Origin of the sequence: Silvania sp. (assembly GCF_051656365.1) — a bacterium.
GTDB classification, from domain to species: domain Bacteria; phylum Pseudomonadota; class Gammaproteobacteria; order Enterobacterales; family Enterobacteriaceae; genus Enterobacter; species Enterobacter hatchlandensis.
In genome coordinates, this window is the sequence record NZ_JBOGBT010000106.1 from 1 (window position 1) to 17,387 (window position 17,387).

Sequence of the window (17,387 nt, forward strand, 5' to 3'; positions counted from 1 at the left end):
CCACCATCGCGGTAATGGTGCCTTTCACCCAAAGGGCGGCGTAAATATGCACCATGATAACCACAATTAACGCCACTGCGGCAAATGAATGCAGCATTAACGCAAATCGGATCACCGGGATTGAGAAAGCAGGCGCAAAATACGGACGCCAGATGATCACCCCACTCACCAGCAGTAGTACCAGGAAAATAATCGCCGCCCAGAATACGCATTTCTGGCCGAAGTTATAGCGTCCGGTATCACCCACTTCCTCGTTGACGACGATCTTACGAATATTCTTCGCCCAAAAGATATCATCCCGATTGATTAGGTTGTGGTGCCAGTAGCGGAAAAACATGATGATGAACGAAGCAAACATCACCACCCCGACAAAGGGGTGCAGAATGCGCGCCAGCTGCGGCGTACCGAGGATCTGCATTAGCCAGTTGAAGGAGGGGAAGAAGAACCCCAGCCCGCTTATCGCCGCCAGCATGAAGCAGAAGGCGGTGACCCAGTGGTTAATACGCTCCGGCGCCGTGTAGCGCACGATGGTGTCACGTTTCTTCATTTGCGCTCCTCCTCACGATCGTCACGAGGCGTATCTTTTTCCTCATGAAGATTGTCTTCTTCATCATCCGCACGGTTAGGGCCGACGCCGACATAGTGGAAGATGCTGGCGGCGAATGTGGCGGCGAAACCGACTGCCGCCAGCGGCTTCCAGATGCCTTTCCAGAACTTAACCGTGGCGCTGATTTCCGGGTTTTCCGGCAAACCGTGATACAGATTCGGCTTGTCGGCGTGGTGCAGCACGTACATCACGTGGGTACCGCCAACACCGGCCGGATCGTACAGGCCAGCATTGTCATAACCCCGGGTTTTTAGCTCGGATACGCGCTCGCCTGCCAGTGTTTTCATGTCCTCTTTGGAGCCAAAATGAATGGCGCCGGTAGGGCAGGTTTTTACACAGGCCGGTTCCTGGCCGACGGTCACACGATCGACGCACAGCGTACATTTGTAAACGCGGTTGTCTTCCGGGTTCAGGCGCGGCACATCGAACGGACAGCCCGCAATGCAGTAGCCGCAGCCAATGCACTGCTCAGACTGGAAGTCGACGATGCCGTTGGCATACTGAATGATTGCCCCTTCCGCCGGGCAGGCCTTAAGGCAGCCCGGATCCGCGCAGTGCATACAGCCGTCTTTGCGGATCAGCCACTCCAGTTTGTCGTTCTGTTCCACTTCCGAGAAGCGCATTACCGTCCAGGATTTGGCGGTCAGATCGGCAGGGTTATCGTATACCCCGACGTTGTGACCCACTTCATCACGCAGATCGTTCCACTCGGAACAGGCCACCTGACAGGCTTTGCAGCCAATGCAGGTGGTGACGTCGATAAGCTTCGCCACCTCCTGCTGGTGGTCCCGCGCCTGCGGCGCGGGCGTCAGACCGTTAGTCGCGGAGCGACGAATAATGTCTTGCGATTGATAAGCCATAAGTCGTCTCCGTTACATCTTTTCCACGTTCACAAGGAACGCTTTGAACTCCGGCGTCTGCGTATTCGCATCACCGACGAACGGCGTCAGGGTGTTGGCGATAAACCCTTTCTTCGCCACCCCTTCGTAACCCCAGTGGATCGGGATGCCGATGGTATCAACTTCCTGTCCGTGTACGTTCAGGGTGCGAATACGCTTGGTCACCACTGCCTTGGCTTTGATATAGCCGCGGTTAGAGGAGACTTTCACCGTATCGCCCTGCGCAATCCCAAGTTTGTTCGCCAGCTTCTCGCCGATCTCCACGAACTGTTCCGGTTGCGCGATAGCGTTAAGCAGCGCGTGCTTGGTCCAGTAGTGGAAGTGCTCGGTCAGACGGTAGGTCGTGCCGACATACGGGAACTTGTCTTTTTTGCCCAGCGCCTCGAAATCACCTTTAAAGATACGGGCAGCCGGGTTGGAGACCACGTTCGGGTGTAGCGGGTTGGTGCCCAGCGGCGTCTCGAACGGCTCGTAGTGTTCCGGGAACGGCCCTTCCGCCATCTTATCGATTGCAAACAAGCGTCCCATCCCTTCCGGCTGCATGATAAATGGCCCGACATCGCTGCCCGGTGCAGAGGCGTTGTAGTCCGGAATATCGACGCCACCCCACTTCGCGCCGTCCCACTTCAGGAGCTGACGCTTTGGATCCCACGGCTTACCCTGCGGGTCAGCGGAGGCGCGGTTATACAGGATGCGGCGGTTCAGCGGCCATGCCCATGCCCAGCCAAGCGTATTGCCGAGGCCCGACGGGTCGGCGTTATCGCGGTTGGCCATCTGGTTGCCTTTTGGCGTCCAGCTCCCGGCGAAGATCCAGCAGCCACTTGAGGTCGTACCGTCGTCGCGCAGATGGGCAAAGGTGCTGATCTGTTCGCCTTTTTTCGCCAGCACGGTGCCGGTGGCCGGGTCGATAATATCTGCCAGCGCTTTGCCGTTGCTCTCCATCGCCACTTCTTCTGGCGCCGGGTTTTCCGGTGTCGAGTAGTTCCAGCTCATGTTCAGAACCTGTTCCGGGTTCGCGCCGCCTTCTGCCGCATACATCTTACGCAGGCGTAAGAAGATACCGGCCAGGATCTCACCGTCGTTCATGGCGATGCCCGGGGCGTCTGCGCCTTTCCAGTGCCACTGCAGCCAGCGGCCGGAGTTAACGATAGAGCCGTTCTCTTCGGCGAAGCAGGTCGATGGCAGGCGGAACACTTCGGTCTGGATCGTCGATGGATCAACGTCGTTCGACTCGCCATGGTTCTGCCAGAAGGTAGAGGTCTCGGTGTTAAGTGGGTCAATCGTTACCAGGAACTTCAGTTTCGACAGCGACGCCACCACCTTGTTCTTGTTCGGGAACGAGGCCACCGGATTAAAGCCCTGGCACAGATAGCCGTTGACCTGACCCTGGTTCATCATCTCGAAATACTGCAGAACGTCGTAGCCCTTATCCCACTTCGGCAACCAGTCAAAGCCCCAGCTGTTCTCGGCTGTCGCTTTATCGCCATAGAAGGCCTTCATCATCGAGACGAAGAATTTCGGGTAGTTACCCCAGTAGTTAACCTGGCCTTCCAGCAGCGGTTTTGGCGTGTTGGCGGTGAGGTAGGTCTGGAGATCGGTTTGCTTCTCGCCTGGCAGGGTCATGTAACCGGGCAGGCTCTGCGACAGCAGGCCGATGTCGGTTAAACCTTGAATGTTGGAGTGACCGCGCAGGGCGTTCACGCCGCCGCCTGCCATTCCCATGTTGCCAAGCAGCAGCTGAACCATCGCCATGGTGCGGATGTTCTGCGCGCCGACGGAGTGCTGCGTCCAGCCCAGCGCATACAGGAACGATGCGGTTTTATCGTGAACGCTGGTTTCGGCGATATATTCGCACACCTTCAGGAAGTCAGCCTTCGGCGTCCCACAGATATTTTCAACCACGTCCGGCGTGTAGCGGGAGACGTGCGTTTTCAGCAGGTTCCACACGCAGCGCGGATGGGTGAGGGTGGTATCGCGTTTGGCGAAGCCATTTTCATCCAGCTCGTAGTTCCAGCTGGTTTTATCGTATTTGCGTTTTTCGGCGTCATAACCGGTGAACAGGCCATCTTCGAAGCCAAAATCTTCACGCACGATCAGGCTGGCGTTGGTGTAGGCCTCGGTGTATTCACGGTTATATTTTTCGTTAGTCAGCAGGTACAGCAGCACGCCTGACAGGAAAGTGATGTCAGTACCGGAACGAATTGGAGCATAGAAGTCGGCGACCGATGCCGTACGCGTAAAGCGCGGATCGATAACAATCAGCTTCGCGCCATTGTGGATTTTGGCTTCCATCGCCCAGCGGAATCCCACCGGATGCGCTTCTGCCGCATTCCCACCCATCACCACGATGAGGTTGGCGTTTTTGATGTCGACCCAGTGGTTGGTCATCGCACCGCGACCAAATGTTGGAGCAAGACTTGCTACCGTTGGTCCGTGTCAGACACGCGCCTGGTTGTCGACCGCGAGCATGCCGAGTGCGCGCGTAAATTTCTGGGTTAAATAGCCGGTTTCATTACTGGAGGCAGATGCGCACAGCATGCCGGTGGAGAGCCAGCGGTTAACGGTGGCGCCGTCGGCGTTCTGGGCGACATAGTTGGCATCGCGGTCTTCTTTCATCAGCTTAGCGATGCGATCGAACGCCTCGTCCCAGCCAATTTGCTGCCATTTATCGGAGCCAGGCGCGCGATACTCAGGGAACTTCAGGCGGCTTTCTGAGTGGATGAAGTCCACCAGACCGGCCCCTTTCGGGCACAGCGCACCGCGGTTGACCGGGTGATCCGGGTCGCCTTCGATATGGGTAATAGAGGCTTTAGCGTTTTTCGCGCCGTCGCCGAGGCTATACATTAACAGCCCACAACCGACAGAGCAGTACGTACAGGTATTACGGGTTTCGCGGGTGCGCAGCAGTTTGTACTGCCGTGTTTCCGCCAGCGCTACGCCTGGAGCAAAGCCCAGAGCCGCTGCCGTTGTGCCTGCCATACCGCCAGCGCAGATCTTAAAGAACTGCCTTCTGCTGACCTGCATGGGTCACTCCTTGTTTCGACATTGCAACCATATAATTTTTCTTTGCGGTTAAATAATAGCCGCAAAGATGACGAAATTATGAATTCCCTCAATTCCATAAGGGATATGGCTCAGAATACCACAATGTCGGTAGGCCTGTTTGAATGAAGTTAAAACAACGTGAACAAAATCTGTTCGGATGAAGTGAAAAATGTGAGATAAGTCAATTTATTACCTTTTCATGTTGCGAGTCTGTAGCGATATTTTCCGCCTCTCCCCCGCAAGGGGTAATCATTCGCACAAGCATCTGCACCAAAAATTGATCCATACTATGCGCGAGCACCTGCGTTTGTGCTGCAATAGTAGGCTCAAATATGAAGTCGCCCAGGATTATGTCGTGCCAAAAGAAAATCGTGATACCCCGCCTCACTCACTGCCCGTCGGCGTCGTGACGTGTGAGGTGCGCAGGCCCCCGCAGCTCTCACAGCCGATCCCGGACTGGATTGCGCAGGAAGTCCCCGTTGCGCTGGTTTATAACGGTATCTCGCACGTGGTGATGATGGCCTCGCCCAAGGATCTGACCCAGTTTGCCATTGGTTTTTCGCTCTCCGAAGGCATCATCGATCATCCACAGGAGATCTACGGCATGGACGTGGTGCAGGTCTGCAACGGGCTCGAAGTGCAGATTGAACTCTCCAGCCGTCGCTTTATGGCCCTGAAGGAGCGGCGCCGTGCGCTGGCAGGCCGCACCGGGTGCGGGGTCTGCGGCGTGGAGCAGTTGAACGACATTGGCAAACCCATCACACCGCTGCCGTTTAGCCAGACGTTCATCCTGGCGAACCTCGACATGGCGCTGGAGGCGCTTCATACCGTCCAGCCCATTGGTCAGCTGAGCGGTTGCACACACGCAGCAGCCTGGATCCTGCCGTCGGGCGAGATTGCGGGCGGGCATGAGGATGTGGGCCGGCACGTCGCGCTGGATAAACTGCTTGGCCGTCGGGCAGGGGAAAGCGAGATATGGCAGCAGGGGGCGGCGCTGGTCTCCAGCCGGGCAAGCTACGAGATGGTACAAAAAGCGGCGATGTGCGGGGTGGAGATCCTGTTTGCGGTCTCGGCCGCCACCACGCTGGCCGTTGAGGTGGCAGAACGCTGCAACCTGACGCTGGTGGGTTTCTGCAAGCCCGGCAGGGTCACGGTGTATACCCATCCGCAGCGCTTAATCACTGCTTAAAGTTAGATCAATTTTTTTGAATGACAACGGCAAATCCTTCCGCTTTTCGTTTGGGGATGTGAGGGCTATTATTTATCACATCAAGGCACAACGCCTTACCAAAACAACTAATCGCAAGGATTTACATCATGAAAAGCATCAAAACTTTTGTCGCTGTTATCGCTCTGGCTGCTTCTTTTGGTTCTTTCGCTGCACAGACTGTTACCGCATCTGCCAGCACCATTGATGGCGCAGAAGCCAAAATCGCCGCTCAGGCTCAGCAGGCAGGCGCATCGTCTTACACCATTACTCAGGCTTTCTCCGGTAACCGTGTGCACATGACCGCTGAACTGAACAAATAAGCACATAGCATCTGTCGAAAGAGCGCCCTCGGGGCGCTTTTTTAGTTTATGCCTGCCAGACGTAACAGCGCCGTCACCACTGCCGCCGCAACGATCACCAGAATCAACGGCACTTTGCGCCAGGCCAGGAACACGGCAAAGGCCACACCCAGTACGCGCGCCATCCCGGCGAAATGCTCCCCTTCATAAAAGGTTGTCGCCAGCGCGACCGAAAACAGCAGCACGGTTGCGGCATCCGACAACAGCGCCTGCGAACGTTCGGACAGGGCTAACCGGCTGCCCAGTTTGGCCCCGCCGAGGCGCATCAGATAGGTACCGGCAGACAAAATAGCGATGCCGAGAAGAAAGACGGTCATGTTTTCCATTATTTTTTCCTCGCCGCCAGGCCCAGTAACGATAGCAGCACCGGCAGACCCACCGGGGCAAACGGCACGGCCGCCAGCGACAGCGCGGCACCGCTGCAGGCGCGAATAAGGGTGGTGCGGTTTTTAAACGCCGGCACGACCAGCGCCAGTAAAATGGCCGGGAACACCGCGTCCAGACCAATGGTTTCGGGCTCTGGCAGCAGTTTGCCGACCAACGCACCCAGCATCGTGCCTAGCGGCCAGATAATCGCCACGCCCAGGCCGCAGAGCCAGTACGCAGCTTTGCGCTGCTCCAGCGTTTTTTGCGACAGACCAAACACCACGCTTTCGTCATTCATGATGTGGCAACCCAGCAGGCCCAGTCCGCGTTTACCCACCAACTCGCGCACGGTCACGCCAAACGGCACGTGGCGGGCATTGACCAGTAGCCCCGCAGCCGCTGCGGCAAGCGGGTTCCCGCCGCTGGCCACAATGCCGATAAACATAAACTCGGACGCCCCCGCCAGCACGGAAACAGAGAGCAAAAACGGCACCCAAAGCGGGAAGCCATACGCCATCGCCAGCGAGCCGTAGGACATACCCACAACACCAACCGCCAGACACACCAGTACAATTGCCTTGATGGTGTCGCCTTTAAGACTTGAGAGAGAATGCTTCATACACTGTTAGCCATATCGAACGAATATCCATTATAATGAACGCATCAATGTCGTTTTACAAGATGAACGATTCGTTCGATTTACAGAACAGAGGCCGTTTTATGACGCAGCCAATTAGCGTGATCGCCAAAAGCCTGGTGCGGGAACGCTTGCGAACCGGACTTTCACTGGCGGAAATCGCCCGTCGTGCCGGGATCGCCAAATCCACGCTGTCGCAGCTGGAGTCCGGCAACGGCAACCCCAGCCTCGAAACGCTCTGGTCGCTGTGCGTGGCATTGGGCATTCCGTTTGCCCGTTTGCTGGAGCCGCAACAGCCCGCGACCCAAGTGATCCGCCGTGGCGAAGGCACCAAAGTGATTGCCGAGCAGGCAAACTTTGAGGCCATCCTGCTGGCGACATGCCCACCGGGCGCGCGACGTGATATCTATATGCTGATGGCGCAGCCGGGTGCGGATCGTATTTCCCATCCTCATACGCCGGGGTCGGTTGAACACATTATTGTGACTCAGGGCCGGGCGCTGGTTGGCCTGACGGACGCGCCTGAAGAGCTGGGAGAAGGGGACTACATTTGCTATCCCGCCGATCGGCCGCATATCTTCAAAGCCCTTGAGCGTGATACCTGTGCGCTGATGGTTGCTGAACAAAACTAACTTTTCAGACACGGATAATCATGTCGCTTAAAGCCATTGCCAAAGAACTGGGACTTTCGGTTACCACGGTCAGCCGCGCTCTTAACGGATACGATGATGTCTCCCGCGAGACGCGCGCCCGCGTGGAAGCCGAAGCCCAGCGCCGTGGCTATCGTCCAAACACCTTTGCCCGCCGCCTGAAGATGGGCAAAATCGACGCCGTCGGGCTGGTGTTTCCGGTACATCCGGTACCGCTCAATAACAGCGTTTTTATGGACATGGTCGGCGAAATTAGCCACGAACTGGCGCGACATGAAATCGACTTACTGCTGATTGCCGACGACGATCTGGCCGACAAGCACAGCTACATGCGGATGGTGCAAAGTCGCCGTGTGGATGCGCTGATTGTGGCCCACACCCTGGACCGCGATCCGCGTCTGGAGCAGCTGCAGGCCGCCGGATTCCCTTTCCTCGCCCTCGGGCGCAGCCACCTGCCTGACCCCTATGCCTGGTTCGACTTTGACAACTATGCCGGGACGTATCAGGCGACACGTCGCCTTATCGAGCGTGGGCATCAGCGCATCGCGCTGTTAGGGGAAAGCAACAGCCAGGCGTTTATTACCCAGCGCCGTCAGGGCTATCTAGATGCCCTGCACGAAGCGGGACTCTCCAGCGAATGGCTGCGCATCATGCCGCCGTCACGCCGCGCGGGATACACCACCACCCAGGCATTGCTGGCGCTGGATGTCGCGCCAACGGCGATCGTCACCGACTGCAACACCCACGGCGATGGTGCCGCGATGGCGCTGGCGCAGATGGGGCGCTTAACGGGCGAGAACGCCGTTTCGCTGGTGGTTTACGACGGCCTGCCGCAGGACAGCATTGTCGATATCGACGTGGCGGCGGTGATCCAGTCCACCCGTGAGGGCGTCGGAAAACAGATCGCCGACATGGTGCGGCAGCTGATTAATGGCGACGATATCAGCCAGCTTCAGGTGCTGTGGCAACCGGATTTCTCCCCGGGCCAGACGGCTTAAATTTCCCTAATTTCTAAACCCGATCACAAATCCGAAACGTTTTGGTTTTCATCCGAAACGTTTCGGATCAACACTCAGGACATCCCGACGACAGGAGATGTCCGATGCACGATTCAATTTTACGTCTTGCCAGCGAAACGGTGGATGTGGTTATCAAAACCCACCCGTTCGCCGAAATTCTTTACTGGGGTCCGCACCTTCGCTACTTTTCGCCGCAGGATGCGGAAACTCTGTCCCGCCCGGTCGCCAACGGCAGGCTGGATGTCGACCTGCCTGTAACGCTGATGGCGGAACTGGCTCACGGCCTGTTTGGGGCGCCGGGCATTGAAGGCCACCGTCAGGGGCTGGACGGCTCGCCGCAGTTCCGCACCGTTGCCGTAGCGCAGGAGGGGCAAACCCTCACCGTGACTGCCGAAGATGACCATGCGGGCCTGCGCTTAACCAGCGAAATCGCCCTCGACGGCAGCGGCGTGCTGGTGGTTCGCCACGGTCTGACCAATCTTAAAAGCCAGCCGTGGCAGGTGGATCGCCTGGCGGTTACGCTGCCGCTGGCAGAACGTTCGCGCGAAGTGATGGCGTTTCATGGTCGCTGGATCCGCGAATTCCAGCCGCATCGACTGCTGCTGGAGCACGACAGCTTCGTTATCGAGAACCGTCGCGGCCGTTCCTCACACGAGCACTTCCCAGGTCTTATCAGCGGCACGGCAGGTTTTAGCGAAATGGACGGCGACGTATGGGGCGTTCACCTGGGCTGGAGCGGTAACCACCGCCTGCGCGCGGAAGCCAAAACCGACGGTCGCCGCTATCTGCAGGCCGAAGCACTGTATCTGCCGGGCGAAATGAAGGTGGAGGAGGGTGAAACCCTGTGGACGCCGCGCCTGTACGCCAGCTACTCGGCGCAGGGGCTGAACGGCATGAGCCAGCAGTTCCACCGCTATCTGCGCGACAATATTATTCGCTTCCCGGAGAACAAACCGCGCCCGGTGCATCTCAATACCTGGGAGGGGATCTACTTCAGTCACGACCCGGAATACATCATGCGGATGGCCGAAGAAGCGGCCACGCTGGGCGTGGAGCGTTTTATCATCGACGACGGCTGGTTCAAAGGGCGCAACGACGACCACCGCGCGCTGGGAGACTGGTATCTCGACGAGAAAAAATACCCTGACGGCCTGATGCCGGTGATCAACCACGTCAAAAACCTCGGCATGGAGTTTGGTATCTGGGTTGAACCGGAAATGATTAACCCGGATTCGGATCTGTATCGTGCGCATCCTGACTGGGTGCTGGCGCTGCCAGGTTACCCACAGGCGACCGGTCGCCATCAGCTGGTGCTGAACCTCAATATTCCGCAGGTCTTTGATTATCTGCTGGAGCGCATGAGCTGGCTGCTGGGTGAACATCCGGTGGACTATGTGAAGTGGGATATGAACCGCGAGCTGGTGCAGCCCGGTCATCAGGGCAAAGCCGCCGCCGACGCTCAGACCCGTCAGTTCTACCGCCTGCTGGATGTGCTGGGCGAGCGCTTCCCGCAGGTGGAGTTTGAATCCTGCTCCTCCGGCGGCGGGCGTATCGATTATGAAGTGCTGACCCGCTGCCATCGCTTCTGGGCCTCGGACAACAACGACGCGCTGGAGCGCAATACCATTCAACGCGGGATGAGCTATTTCTTCCCGCCGGAGGTGATGGGTGCGCATATCGGTCATCATAAATGCCATGCCACCTTCCGCCAGCACAGCATCGAATTCCGTGGTCTGACGGCGCTGTTTGGTCATATGGGACTGGAGCTGGATCCGCTAAGCGTGGATGAGCACGAGCGCGACGGCTATCGCCGCTATGCAGCGCTGCACAAGCAGTGGCGCGAGGTGATCCACCACGGCACCCAGTGGCGCGTGGATATGCCTGATGCCACCACCCAGGTGCAGGGTATAGTGAGCGACGATAAGAAGCAGGGATTGTTTATTGTCAGCCAGCTACAAATGCCTGATTACACCTTGGTGATGCCGCTGCGCATGCCGGGACTGGAGGCCAACGCCCGGTACCGCATCACGCTGCTCGATCATCCGAATATTCGCCTGACCGGCGAAGGCGGCCACACCATGCGCAAGCTGCCGGCGTGGATGGAAGCCCCGCAAACGGTGAGTGGCGAATGGCTGATGCAGGCGGGACTTGCGCTGCCGATTCTGGATCCGGAAACCGCCATTCTGATTGGCGTAGAACGCGTATAAGGCCAATGGGCCGGGCAACCGGCCCTCAGTTGAGGATAAAAATAATGAACACGACTGCCTGTACCCACAAAGACAATCCGAATTTCTGGATCTTCGGGTCATTCTTCTTTCTCTACTTCTTCATCATGGCGACTTGCTTTCCGTTCCTGCCGATCTGGCTGTCGGATATCATTGGCCTGAATAAAACCCATACCGGGATCGTTTTCTCCTGCATCTCGCTGTCCGCCATCTCGTTCCAGCCGGTGCTGGGAGTGGTGTCTGACAAGCTGGGGCTGAAAAAACACCTGCTGTGGATTATTGCGGTTCTGCTGTTCTTGTTTGCTCCCTTCTTCCTCTACGTCTTCGCTCCGCTGCTGAAGGTCAATATCTGGCTGGGGGCGCTGAGCGGCGGGCTGTACATCGGTTTTGTCTTCTCGGCGGGCTCCGGGGCCATCGAGGCCTACATCGAGCGCGTGAGCCGCAACAGCTTCTTTGAATACGGTAAGGCGCGGATGTTTGGCTGTCTGGGCTGGGGGCTGTGCGCTTCTACCGGCGGGGTACTGTTCAGTATCGATCCGTCGTATGTGTTCTGGATGGGATCGGGGGCGGCGCTTGTACTGATGTTGCTGCTGGTGATAGCCAAACCGAAGCCCAACCAGACCGCACAGGTAATGGACGCGTTAGGGGCCAACCAGCCACAGATCACCACCCGAACCGTAATCAACCTGTTCCGTCAGCGCAAAATGTGGATGTTCATTTTGTACGTGATTGGCGTGGCCTGCGTGTATGACGTGTTCGATCAGCAGTTTGCCACCTTCTTTAAAACCTTCTTCGCCACACCAGAGGAAGGCACGCGGGCATTTGGTTTTGCGACCACCGCCGGGGAGATCTGCAACGCCATTATCATGTTCTGCTCACCGTGGATCATTAACCGCATCGGTGCCAAAAATACGCTGCTGATTGCCGGGCTGATTATGGCGACGCGCATTATTGGCTCGTCGTTTGCTACTACCGCGGTTGAAGTGGTGGCCCTGAAGATGCTCCACGCGCTGGAAGTGCCGTTCCTGCTGGTGGGCGCATTCAAATACATTACCGGCGTCTTTGATACCCGCCTGTCGGCCACCATCTACCTGATTGGCTTTAACTTTGCCAAACAGCTGGCGGCGATCTTTCTCTCTGCGTTCGCCGGGAATATGTATGACCGGATCGGCTTCCAGGATACCTATCTGATGCTGGGCTGTTTTGTACTGGCGGTGACGGTGATTTCGGCGTTTACGCTGTCAAACCATCGTGCTGCGGCGACACAAAAAGTGTCTCAACCTGCGTGAGTCTGCATCCTCCCTGCGGGCGTTGGCCATCAGGGAGTTTTCAGGTGCTTACCCAGTTGTTTTTGATTTTGAACATATCAGCGCGGTTATAGCTGCAGGAATAGTTAAAGATAGTGCCGTCTTCTAACTTTGTTACCCCAGTGACCTTAAGCATCGGCCTGCCAGTGGGGATCTGCAACAGCGCCGAAAATTCCTCGTCGAACAGATCGCTTTCAATCACCGAGTTATAGAATTTAATTTTCTTCGCTGTTTTTTGTTCGATGTATTGATACAGAGAACCTTGCTGAAGAACAGCGACGGGAATGGCGTCAATCACCGCGCAGATTATCCATGAATCTTCAATCAGTACGGGGGTGTTATCAATGCATCTCAGGCGGCGAATAAAATGCACCGAATCACCGGGTGTCATATCGAGATGTTGAGCAATAGCCTGGGGAGCAGGCAAGATCTGTTGAGCGATAATTTGGCTGGATACGTTGCCCTGCTGATTAAACTCCCGCGAAAAGCCGAGGATAGAATCACCAGGATGGTTGTTCAGCATAAAGACGTTATCTTCTGCGACTTTCGCCACGAACATCCCTTTGCCGTGGATCTTCTCAATAAAGCCGTCTTGCTCCAGCGCGAGCATCGCCTTTTGCAGCGTTACGCGAGTGACATTATACCGTTTCGCCAGATCGCGTTCAGAAGGGATTTTGTCACCAATAAGGTATTTCTTTTGCAGAATATCTGAGCGAATACTGTTTTTGATTTCAATATATCGAGCGACCATTTTCTGGCTCTTAAGGATGAGCGACAGGGGTCAGTGTAACATGCACGCCGCCCCTGTCGCTGACCTGTATCACGTTGAGGTTGCCGGGCTCAGGGCGGAATCTTCTTCGGCTTCTTTCTGGATTTGATTGCGTTCCATCATTTTAAAGAACGGATAATAAATCACCGTCGAAATGACCACCATGCAGCCCGACCATATCGCCGCTGGCAGATTTCCGGCGGTGGCAAACCAGGCATTGAGAATGGGTGGCATAGTCCAGGGGACCTGCAAAACGGGTCGGCCAATAATATTAAAATCCATCAGTAGCCACGATATCGTACATAAAACCAGCGGTGTAATAATTAATGGCAACATCATTAACGGGTTAAAGACCATTGGTACACCAAATATCACCGGCTCGTTAATACAGAATATCGCCGGGCCAATCGACATCCTCCCCAGCGAGCGATAATAACGACTGCGGGAAAAGATCATCGCCAGCACTAATCCCATGGTCGCCCCTGAACCGCCCGCACAGATAAAGAAGGTATAAAACCCTTCTGCGGCAATATGCGGAACCGGCTGATGATTGAGAAACGCCTCAGTGTTCTCGGCGATAAACTTTAAGAATATCGGGCTGGTGATGCCCGATAAAACGTTGGTGCCGTGAATGCCGCAACACCAGAGCAACGAGATAGTCAATACCAGCAGTAACATTCCCGGTAGCGTATCCATACCCAGCACTAACGGGCTGAGAATCAGGGTAAAAAAGGCATTAATATCAAAATCGAGAATGACCCTGACAAACCAGACTACCGTCAAACAGACCGTGGCGGGAACCAGACTAACAAACGACTGTAATACCGCCGGGGGAACGCTTTCGGGTAATTTAATATAGATTTTACGCTGAATAAAAAAGCGCACAACATACACGGTTAAAATAGACAGAATAATGGCGGAGAAAAGCCCGGATGCGCCAAAGTTACTGACATTTATTTTCCCTGCATCATCCAGTTGGGCCAGCATAAATACGGCGACGGTAATACAGCAACAGCTTACGCCATCCAGTTGGAGCTGTCGGGCGAGGTTAAAACTAATGCCAATGGCGGCGATAAGACCAATCGCACCAAAAGTGACATTCACCGGCACGCTGAGCTTAGTGCCAAAATCCCCCAGCCATTCAGTCCAGCCAGGTATCGGCAGGTTGGCAATAATAAGAAATAAACTACCGGCAACAATAAAAGGCAGTGTGAATGCGATGCCATTGCGAACGGCCACCAGAATCGCATTATCCCCCACCTTGATAAGCACCGGAACAACACGGCTCTCAAGGAACTTCATCATGACGTTTTCCTCTCCCTGGAGAAGGTGAATAATCAATGAAACTGCGGAAGAAAATCACGGTTTGCGGCCAAATAATCATTGAGGATTTTCTCCGCTATGATCACCGAAGGCACCAGAGGATGGCTCGCCAGGGCTAATAGTGCCGTGTGGTAATTGCCCGTGACGGCGGCTTCTACGGTGAGTTCCTCAAAGGCTTTGACGCTTTGGATGAGTCCACGCACGCGGGCGGGTAAAGGACCGTAGGTGATGGGATGTGCGCCTTGTTTATCTATTACGGCGTTGGTTTCAATTACGCTCGCGTCGGGTAAGTCACGGGTGGTACCGTTATTCAACGTATTCACGACGTGGATTTCTTTTTTATTATTGTAGATGGCGCTGATAATGGAACAGGCGGTATCGGAATACCAGGCTCCGCCCCGACTTTCCAGCGCTTTGGGTTTCTCGCACAGCGCGGGATCGTTATAAAGCTCAAACAGCTGCTTTTCGATGGCTTTTGAGCGTTCTCCGCGCGTACCGCCCTGGTTCATCTCCTCAATCTCTTTTTCCACCATTTCGCGATTGAGCCAGAAGTATTTTAAATAGGAGAGCGGGTAGAAATTAAGCGCTTTGACGAACTCGCGCGGCAACCCTAAATCAGGCACATTTTTGAGGGTGTGATTACCTGTACCTTCTGCCAGACGGGCAAAGAAATCAGCGCTTATATCCTTGCCATCCAGCATGATCTGGTCGGCAAAAATAAGATGATTAAGGCCCATAATTCGAGCAGAAATGGATTTTCTGTCGACGTTATAGGTTTTGGCGACGTCCATCATCATGCTGTTTGCACCGCTGCAAATCCCCAGTGATTTTATTGCACTGTGTTTTTCGATAGCTTCGGTGACGATCCCGGCAGGATTGGTGAAATTAATCAGCCAGGCATCGGGGCACAGTTCCTCCATGTCTTTACAGACATCCAGTAACACGGGGATCGTACGCTGGGCTTTCATAAAACCACCCGGCCCGGTGGTTTCCTGCCCCAGCACGCCATATTTCAGCGGGATTTTTTCATCCTGAATACGCGCGTCGAGTTGCCCGACGCGAATTTGAGTAGTGACGAAATCGGCGTCTTTCAAGGCGTCACGGCGCTGCGTCGTCAGGTGAACGGTCATATTGATACCGGCTTTTTTCACCATCCGTTGAATAAGACCGCCGACAATCTCCAGTTTTCCTTTTCCTGCCTCGACATCAACCAGCCAGTATTCTGTGACCGGGAGTTCTTTGTGTCTTTTAATAAAACCATCGAGTAATTCTGGGGTATAGCTGGAACCTCCACCAAGGGTAACGACTTTTAACTTTCCCATTTCTCATTCTCCATATGAACTGGCGTATGCCAGTTGGTGGGAAAATATCACGCAACGGGAAGCTCTCAGGGTGACCTTAATCACACATTAATCGTATGGAGATAAGAAGTAAGAAAAAGCCCCGCTGGATAACGGGGCAACAAAGAAGAGATTATTCGAGGTAAAAGACCTGTTGCAGTTCCGCACTCACCGGGCTGTTGTCCGGGTTAGACGGCATCACGTCGCGCATGTGTTTCCACCAGCGCTGGCAGACGTCGGTATTCGCTACCGCGTTCCAGCGCTCCTCTGATTCAATCTCCACGGTGGCAAACAGCAGGTTGCGGGTCTTATCCAGCCAGATGGCGTAGTGGTGCGCGCCGTGGTCTTTCAGCACTGCTTCCAGCTCGGGCCAGATTGGGTTGTGGCGACGTTCATACTCTTCGTGTGCGTCCGGGTTCACCTGCATCACAAAGGCTTTGCGGATCATAATGCCTCCAGATAGAGTTCGCGCACCTCGTCGCGGCTGGCGCTACGCGGGTTGCAGGGAGCGCACGGATCGGCGAGAGCTTTGTCGAGCCAGCCTTCGATGTCGGCTTTGGTCACGCCCAGTTTGCTGAATCCGGAAGGAATGCCGACGCGGGCGCTCAGGTCACGTATCGCCTGAATGGCCGCCATACTTGCCGCTTCGTCGCTCATCTCGCGGGTATCAACGCCCATCGCCTGCGCCACGCGGGCAAACCGTGCGACGGCGTTCGGGCGGTTAAAGTTTTCGATGATCGGCAGCAGGATGGCGTTGCAGACGCCGTGCGGTAGATTGTGTGTGGCGCCCGGTTGGTGGGCCAGCGCATGTACCAGGCCCAGTCCGGCGCTGTTAAATGCCATCCCCGCCAGATACTGACCAAAGGCCATTTGCTCCCGGGCTTCGAGGTTATGTCCATTGTCCACGGCGTCGGGCAGCCACTGCGTAATTAAGCGAATCGCCTCCAGCGCATTAGCGTCGGTCAGCGGGTGCGCGCCAACGGACACGTAAGCTTCGATGGCATGGGTCAGGGCATCCATTCCGGTGGCGGCGGTGACGGAGGCCGGAATATCCAGCATCACGCTGGCATCATCCACGGCGATATCCGGGATGATGTTCGGGTCGATAATCACCTCTTTCACCTGACGGTCAGTGTCGATGATCACCGCGTTGCTGGTCATCTCCGCCGCCGTACCGGCTGTGGTGTTGATGGCGACCAGCGGCACGCCGGCGTTTTTCACTTTGCCGACGCCGGAGTACGCAGTGGAAGGGCCTGGATTGGCGGTAAGAATTTTAATCGCTTTGGCAGTGTCAATCGGGCTGCCCCCACCGAAGGCGATGATGTAATCGCAATGCGCGGCCTGATAAGCGGCATAGCCTTTCTGCACCAGCGCTTCCGTTGGGTTCGGGAACACCTCATCGAACAGGTGATACGACATCTGCTGCTCATCCAGTGCGGTAAACAGGCTGTCGAGCAGGCCCAGTTTGACCAGCTGACCGTCGGTGACGATCAGCGCCGTTCCCCACTGTTTGCTTGCCACCAGATTAACCATATCGCCGATTGCGCCCGCGCCGTGCAGGCTGATTTTAGGAAGCGCCAACATAAAGCTCATGATCATTCTCCTTAATTACGTTGATTTTTATGCCCGGT

The 17,387-nt window shown here is 55.7% G+C and carries 16 protein-coding genes; 6 read left to right on the plus strand and 10 right to left on the minus strand.

The window, feature by feature from the left end:
* From fdoI to fdnG, 3 genes are all read right to left on the minus strand, one after another.
* The coding region (gene fdoI, locus ACRDD5_RS20850) for a formate dehydrogenase cytochrome b556 subunit (protein WP_438677873.1) at positions 1–547 on the minus strand (547 nt) is incomplete at its 3' end.
* Entirely contained in the window at positions 544–1,467 is a 924-nt protein-coding gene (fdxH, locus tag ACRDD5_RS20855) for a formate dehydrogenase subunit beta (RefSeq protein ID WP_438677874.1), read from the minus strand. The genes fdoI and fdxH, both read right to left, overlap by 4 nt.
* A gap of 12 nt (positions 1,468–1,479) precedes the next feature.
* Complete coding sequence (fdnG, locus tag ACRDD5_RS20860) at positions 1,480–4,530, minus strand: formate dehydrogenase-N subunit alpha (protein WP_438677875.1); 3,051 nt, start codon at positions 4,528–4,530, stop codon at positions 1,480–1,482.
* Between the two features lie 376 nt (positions 4,531–4,906).
* Between fdnG and fdhD the strand changes: the two genes are divergently transcribed.
* Both fdhD and ACRDD5_RS20870 read left to right on the plus strand, forming a co-directional pair.
* Positions 4,907–5,740, plus strand: a complete 834-nt coding sequence (gene fdhD, locus ACRDD5_RS20865; RefSeq protein WP_438677876.1) for a formate dehydrogenase accessory sulfurtransferase FdhD — start codon at positions 4,907–4,909, stop codon at positions 5,738–5,740.
* Between the two features lie 128 nt (positions 5,741–5,868).
* Positions 5,869–6,081 carry a YdgH/BhsA/McbA-like domain containing protein gene (locus ACRDD5_RS20870; protein WP_271281402.1) on the plus strand — a complete coding sequence of 71 codons (213 nt, stop codon included), beginning with the start codon at positions 5,869–5,871 and terminating at the stop codon, positions 6,079–6,081.
* A 41-nt stretch (positions 6,082–6,122) separates the two neighbouring features.
* Here ACRDD5_RS20870 and ACRDD5_RS20875 read toward each other — a convergent pair whose 3' ends face one another.
* Entirely contained in the window at positions 6,123–6,446 is a 324-nt protein-coding gene (locus ACRDD5_RS20875) for an AzlD domain-containing protein (protein ID WP_438677877.1), read from the minus strand.
* Positions 6,446–7,105, minus strand: a complete 660-nt coding sequence (locus ACRDD5_RS20880; RefSeq protein ID WP_438677878.1) for an AzlC family ABC transporter permease — start codon at positions 7,103–7,105, stop codon at positions 6,446–6,448. Before ACRDD5_RS20880 ends, ACRDD5_RS20875 begins: the two co-directional genes overlap by 1 nt.
* A gap of 101 nt (positions 7,106–7,206) precedes the next feature.
* Here ACRDD5_RS20880 and ACRDD5_RS20885 point away from each other — a divergent pair, with 101 nt between their 5' ends.
* The 4 genes from ACRDD5_RS20885 (at position 7,207) to ACRDD5_RS20900 (ending at position 12,306) form a co-directional block, all read left to right on the plus strand.
* Positions 7,207–7,755: a helix-turn-helix domain-containing protein gene (locus ACRDD5_RS20885; protein WP_271281405.1), complete on the plus strand. Its 549-nt coding sequence runs from the start codon at positions 7,207–7,209 to the stop codon at positions 7,753–7,755.
* 20 nt (positions 7,756–7,775) lie between these two features.
* Positions 7,776–8,771, plus strand: a complete 996-nt coding sequence (locus tag ACRDD5_RS20890; protein ID WP_271281406.1) for a LacI family DNA-binding transcriptional regulator — start codon at positions 7,776–7,778, stop codon at positions 8,769–8,771.
* A gap of 104 nt (positions 8,772–8,875) precedes the next feature.
* Positions 8,876–10,999 (plus strand): alpha-galactosidase, encoded by a 2,124-nt coding sequence (locus ACRDD5_RS20895; RefSeq protein ID WP_438677879.1) that lies wholly within the window; start codon positions 8,876–8,878, stop codon positions 10,997–10,999.
* 44 nt (positions 11,000–11,043) lie between these two features.
* On the plus strand, positions 11,044–12,306 hold the full coding sequence (locus tag ACRDD5_RS20900) for an MFS transporter (RefSeq protein WP_271281408.1): 1,263 nt from the start codon (positions 11,044–11,046) through the stop codon (positions 12,304–12,306).
* Positions 12,307–12,346: 40 nt separating this feature from the next.
* Here ACRDD5_RS20900 and ACRDD5_RS20905 read toward each other — a convergent pair whose 3' ends face one another.
* From ACRDD5_RS20905 to fucO, 5 genes are all read right to left on the minus strand, one after another.
* Entirely contained in the window at positions 12,347–13,075 is a 729-nt protein-coding gene (locus ACRDD5_RS20905) for a GntR family transcriptional regulator (protein ID WP_271281409.1), read from the minus strand.
* Between the two features lie 69 nt (positions 13,076–13,144).
* On the minus strand, positions 13,145–14,398 hold the full coding sequence (locus ACRDD5_RS20910; RefSeq protein ID WP_438677880.1) for a PTS sugar transporter subunit IIC: 1,254 nt from the start codon (positions 14,396–14,398) through the stop codon (positions 13,145–13,147).
* Positions 14,399–14,430: 32 nt separating this feature from the next.
* Complete coding sequence (locus ACRDD5_RS20915; protein ID WP_438677881.1) at positions 14,431–15,738, minus strand: 6-phospho-beta-glucosidase; 1,308 nt, start codon at positions 15,736–15,738, stop codon at positions 14,431–14,433.
* Positions 15,739–15,889: 151 nt separating this feature from the next.
* Positions 15,890–16,204 (minus strand): L-rhamnose mutarotase, encoded by a 315-nt coding sequence (gene rhaM / locus ACRDD5_RS20920; RefSeq protein ID WP_438677882.1) that lies wholly within the window; start codon positions 16,202–16,204, stop codon positions 15,890–15,892.
* Positions 16,201–17,349 carry a lactaldehyde reductase gene (gene fucO / locus ACRDD5_RS20925; RefSeq protein WP_438677883.1) on the minus strand — a complete coding sequence of 383 codons (1,149 nt, stop codon included), beginning with the start codon at positions 17,347–17,349 and terminating at the stop codon, positions 16,201–16,203. The genes rhaM and fucO overlap by 4 nt, the downstream gene beginning before the upstream one ends.
* Positions 17,350–17,387 lie beyond the last annotated feature (38 nt).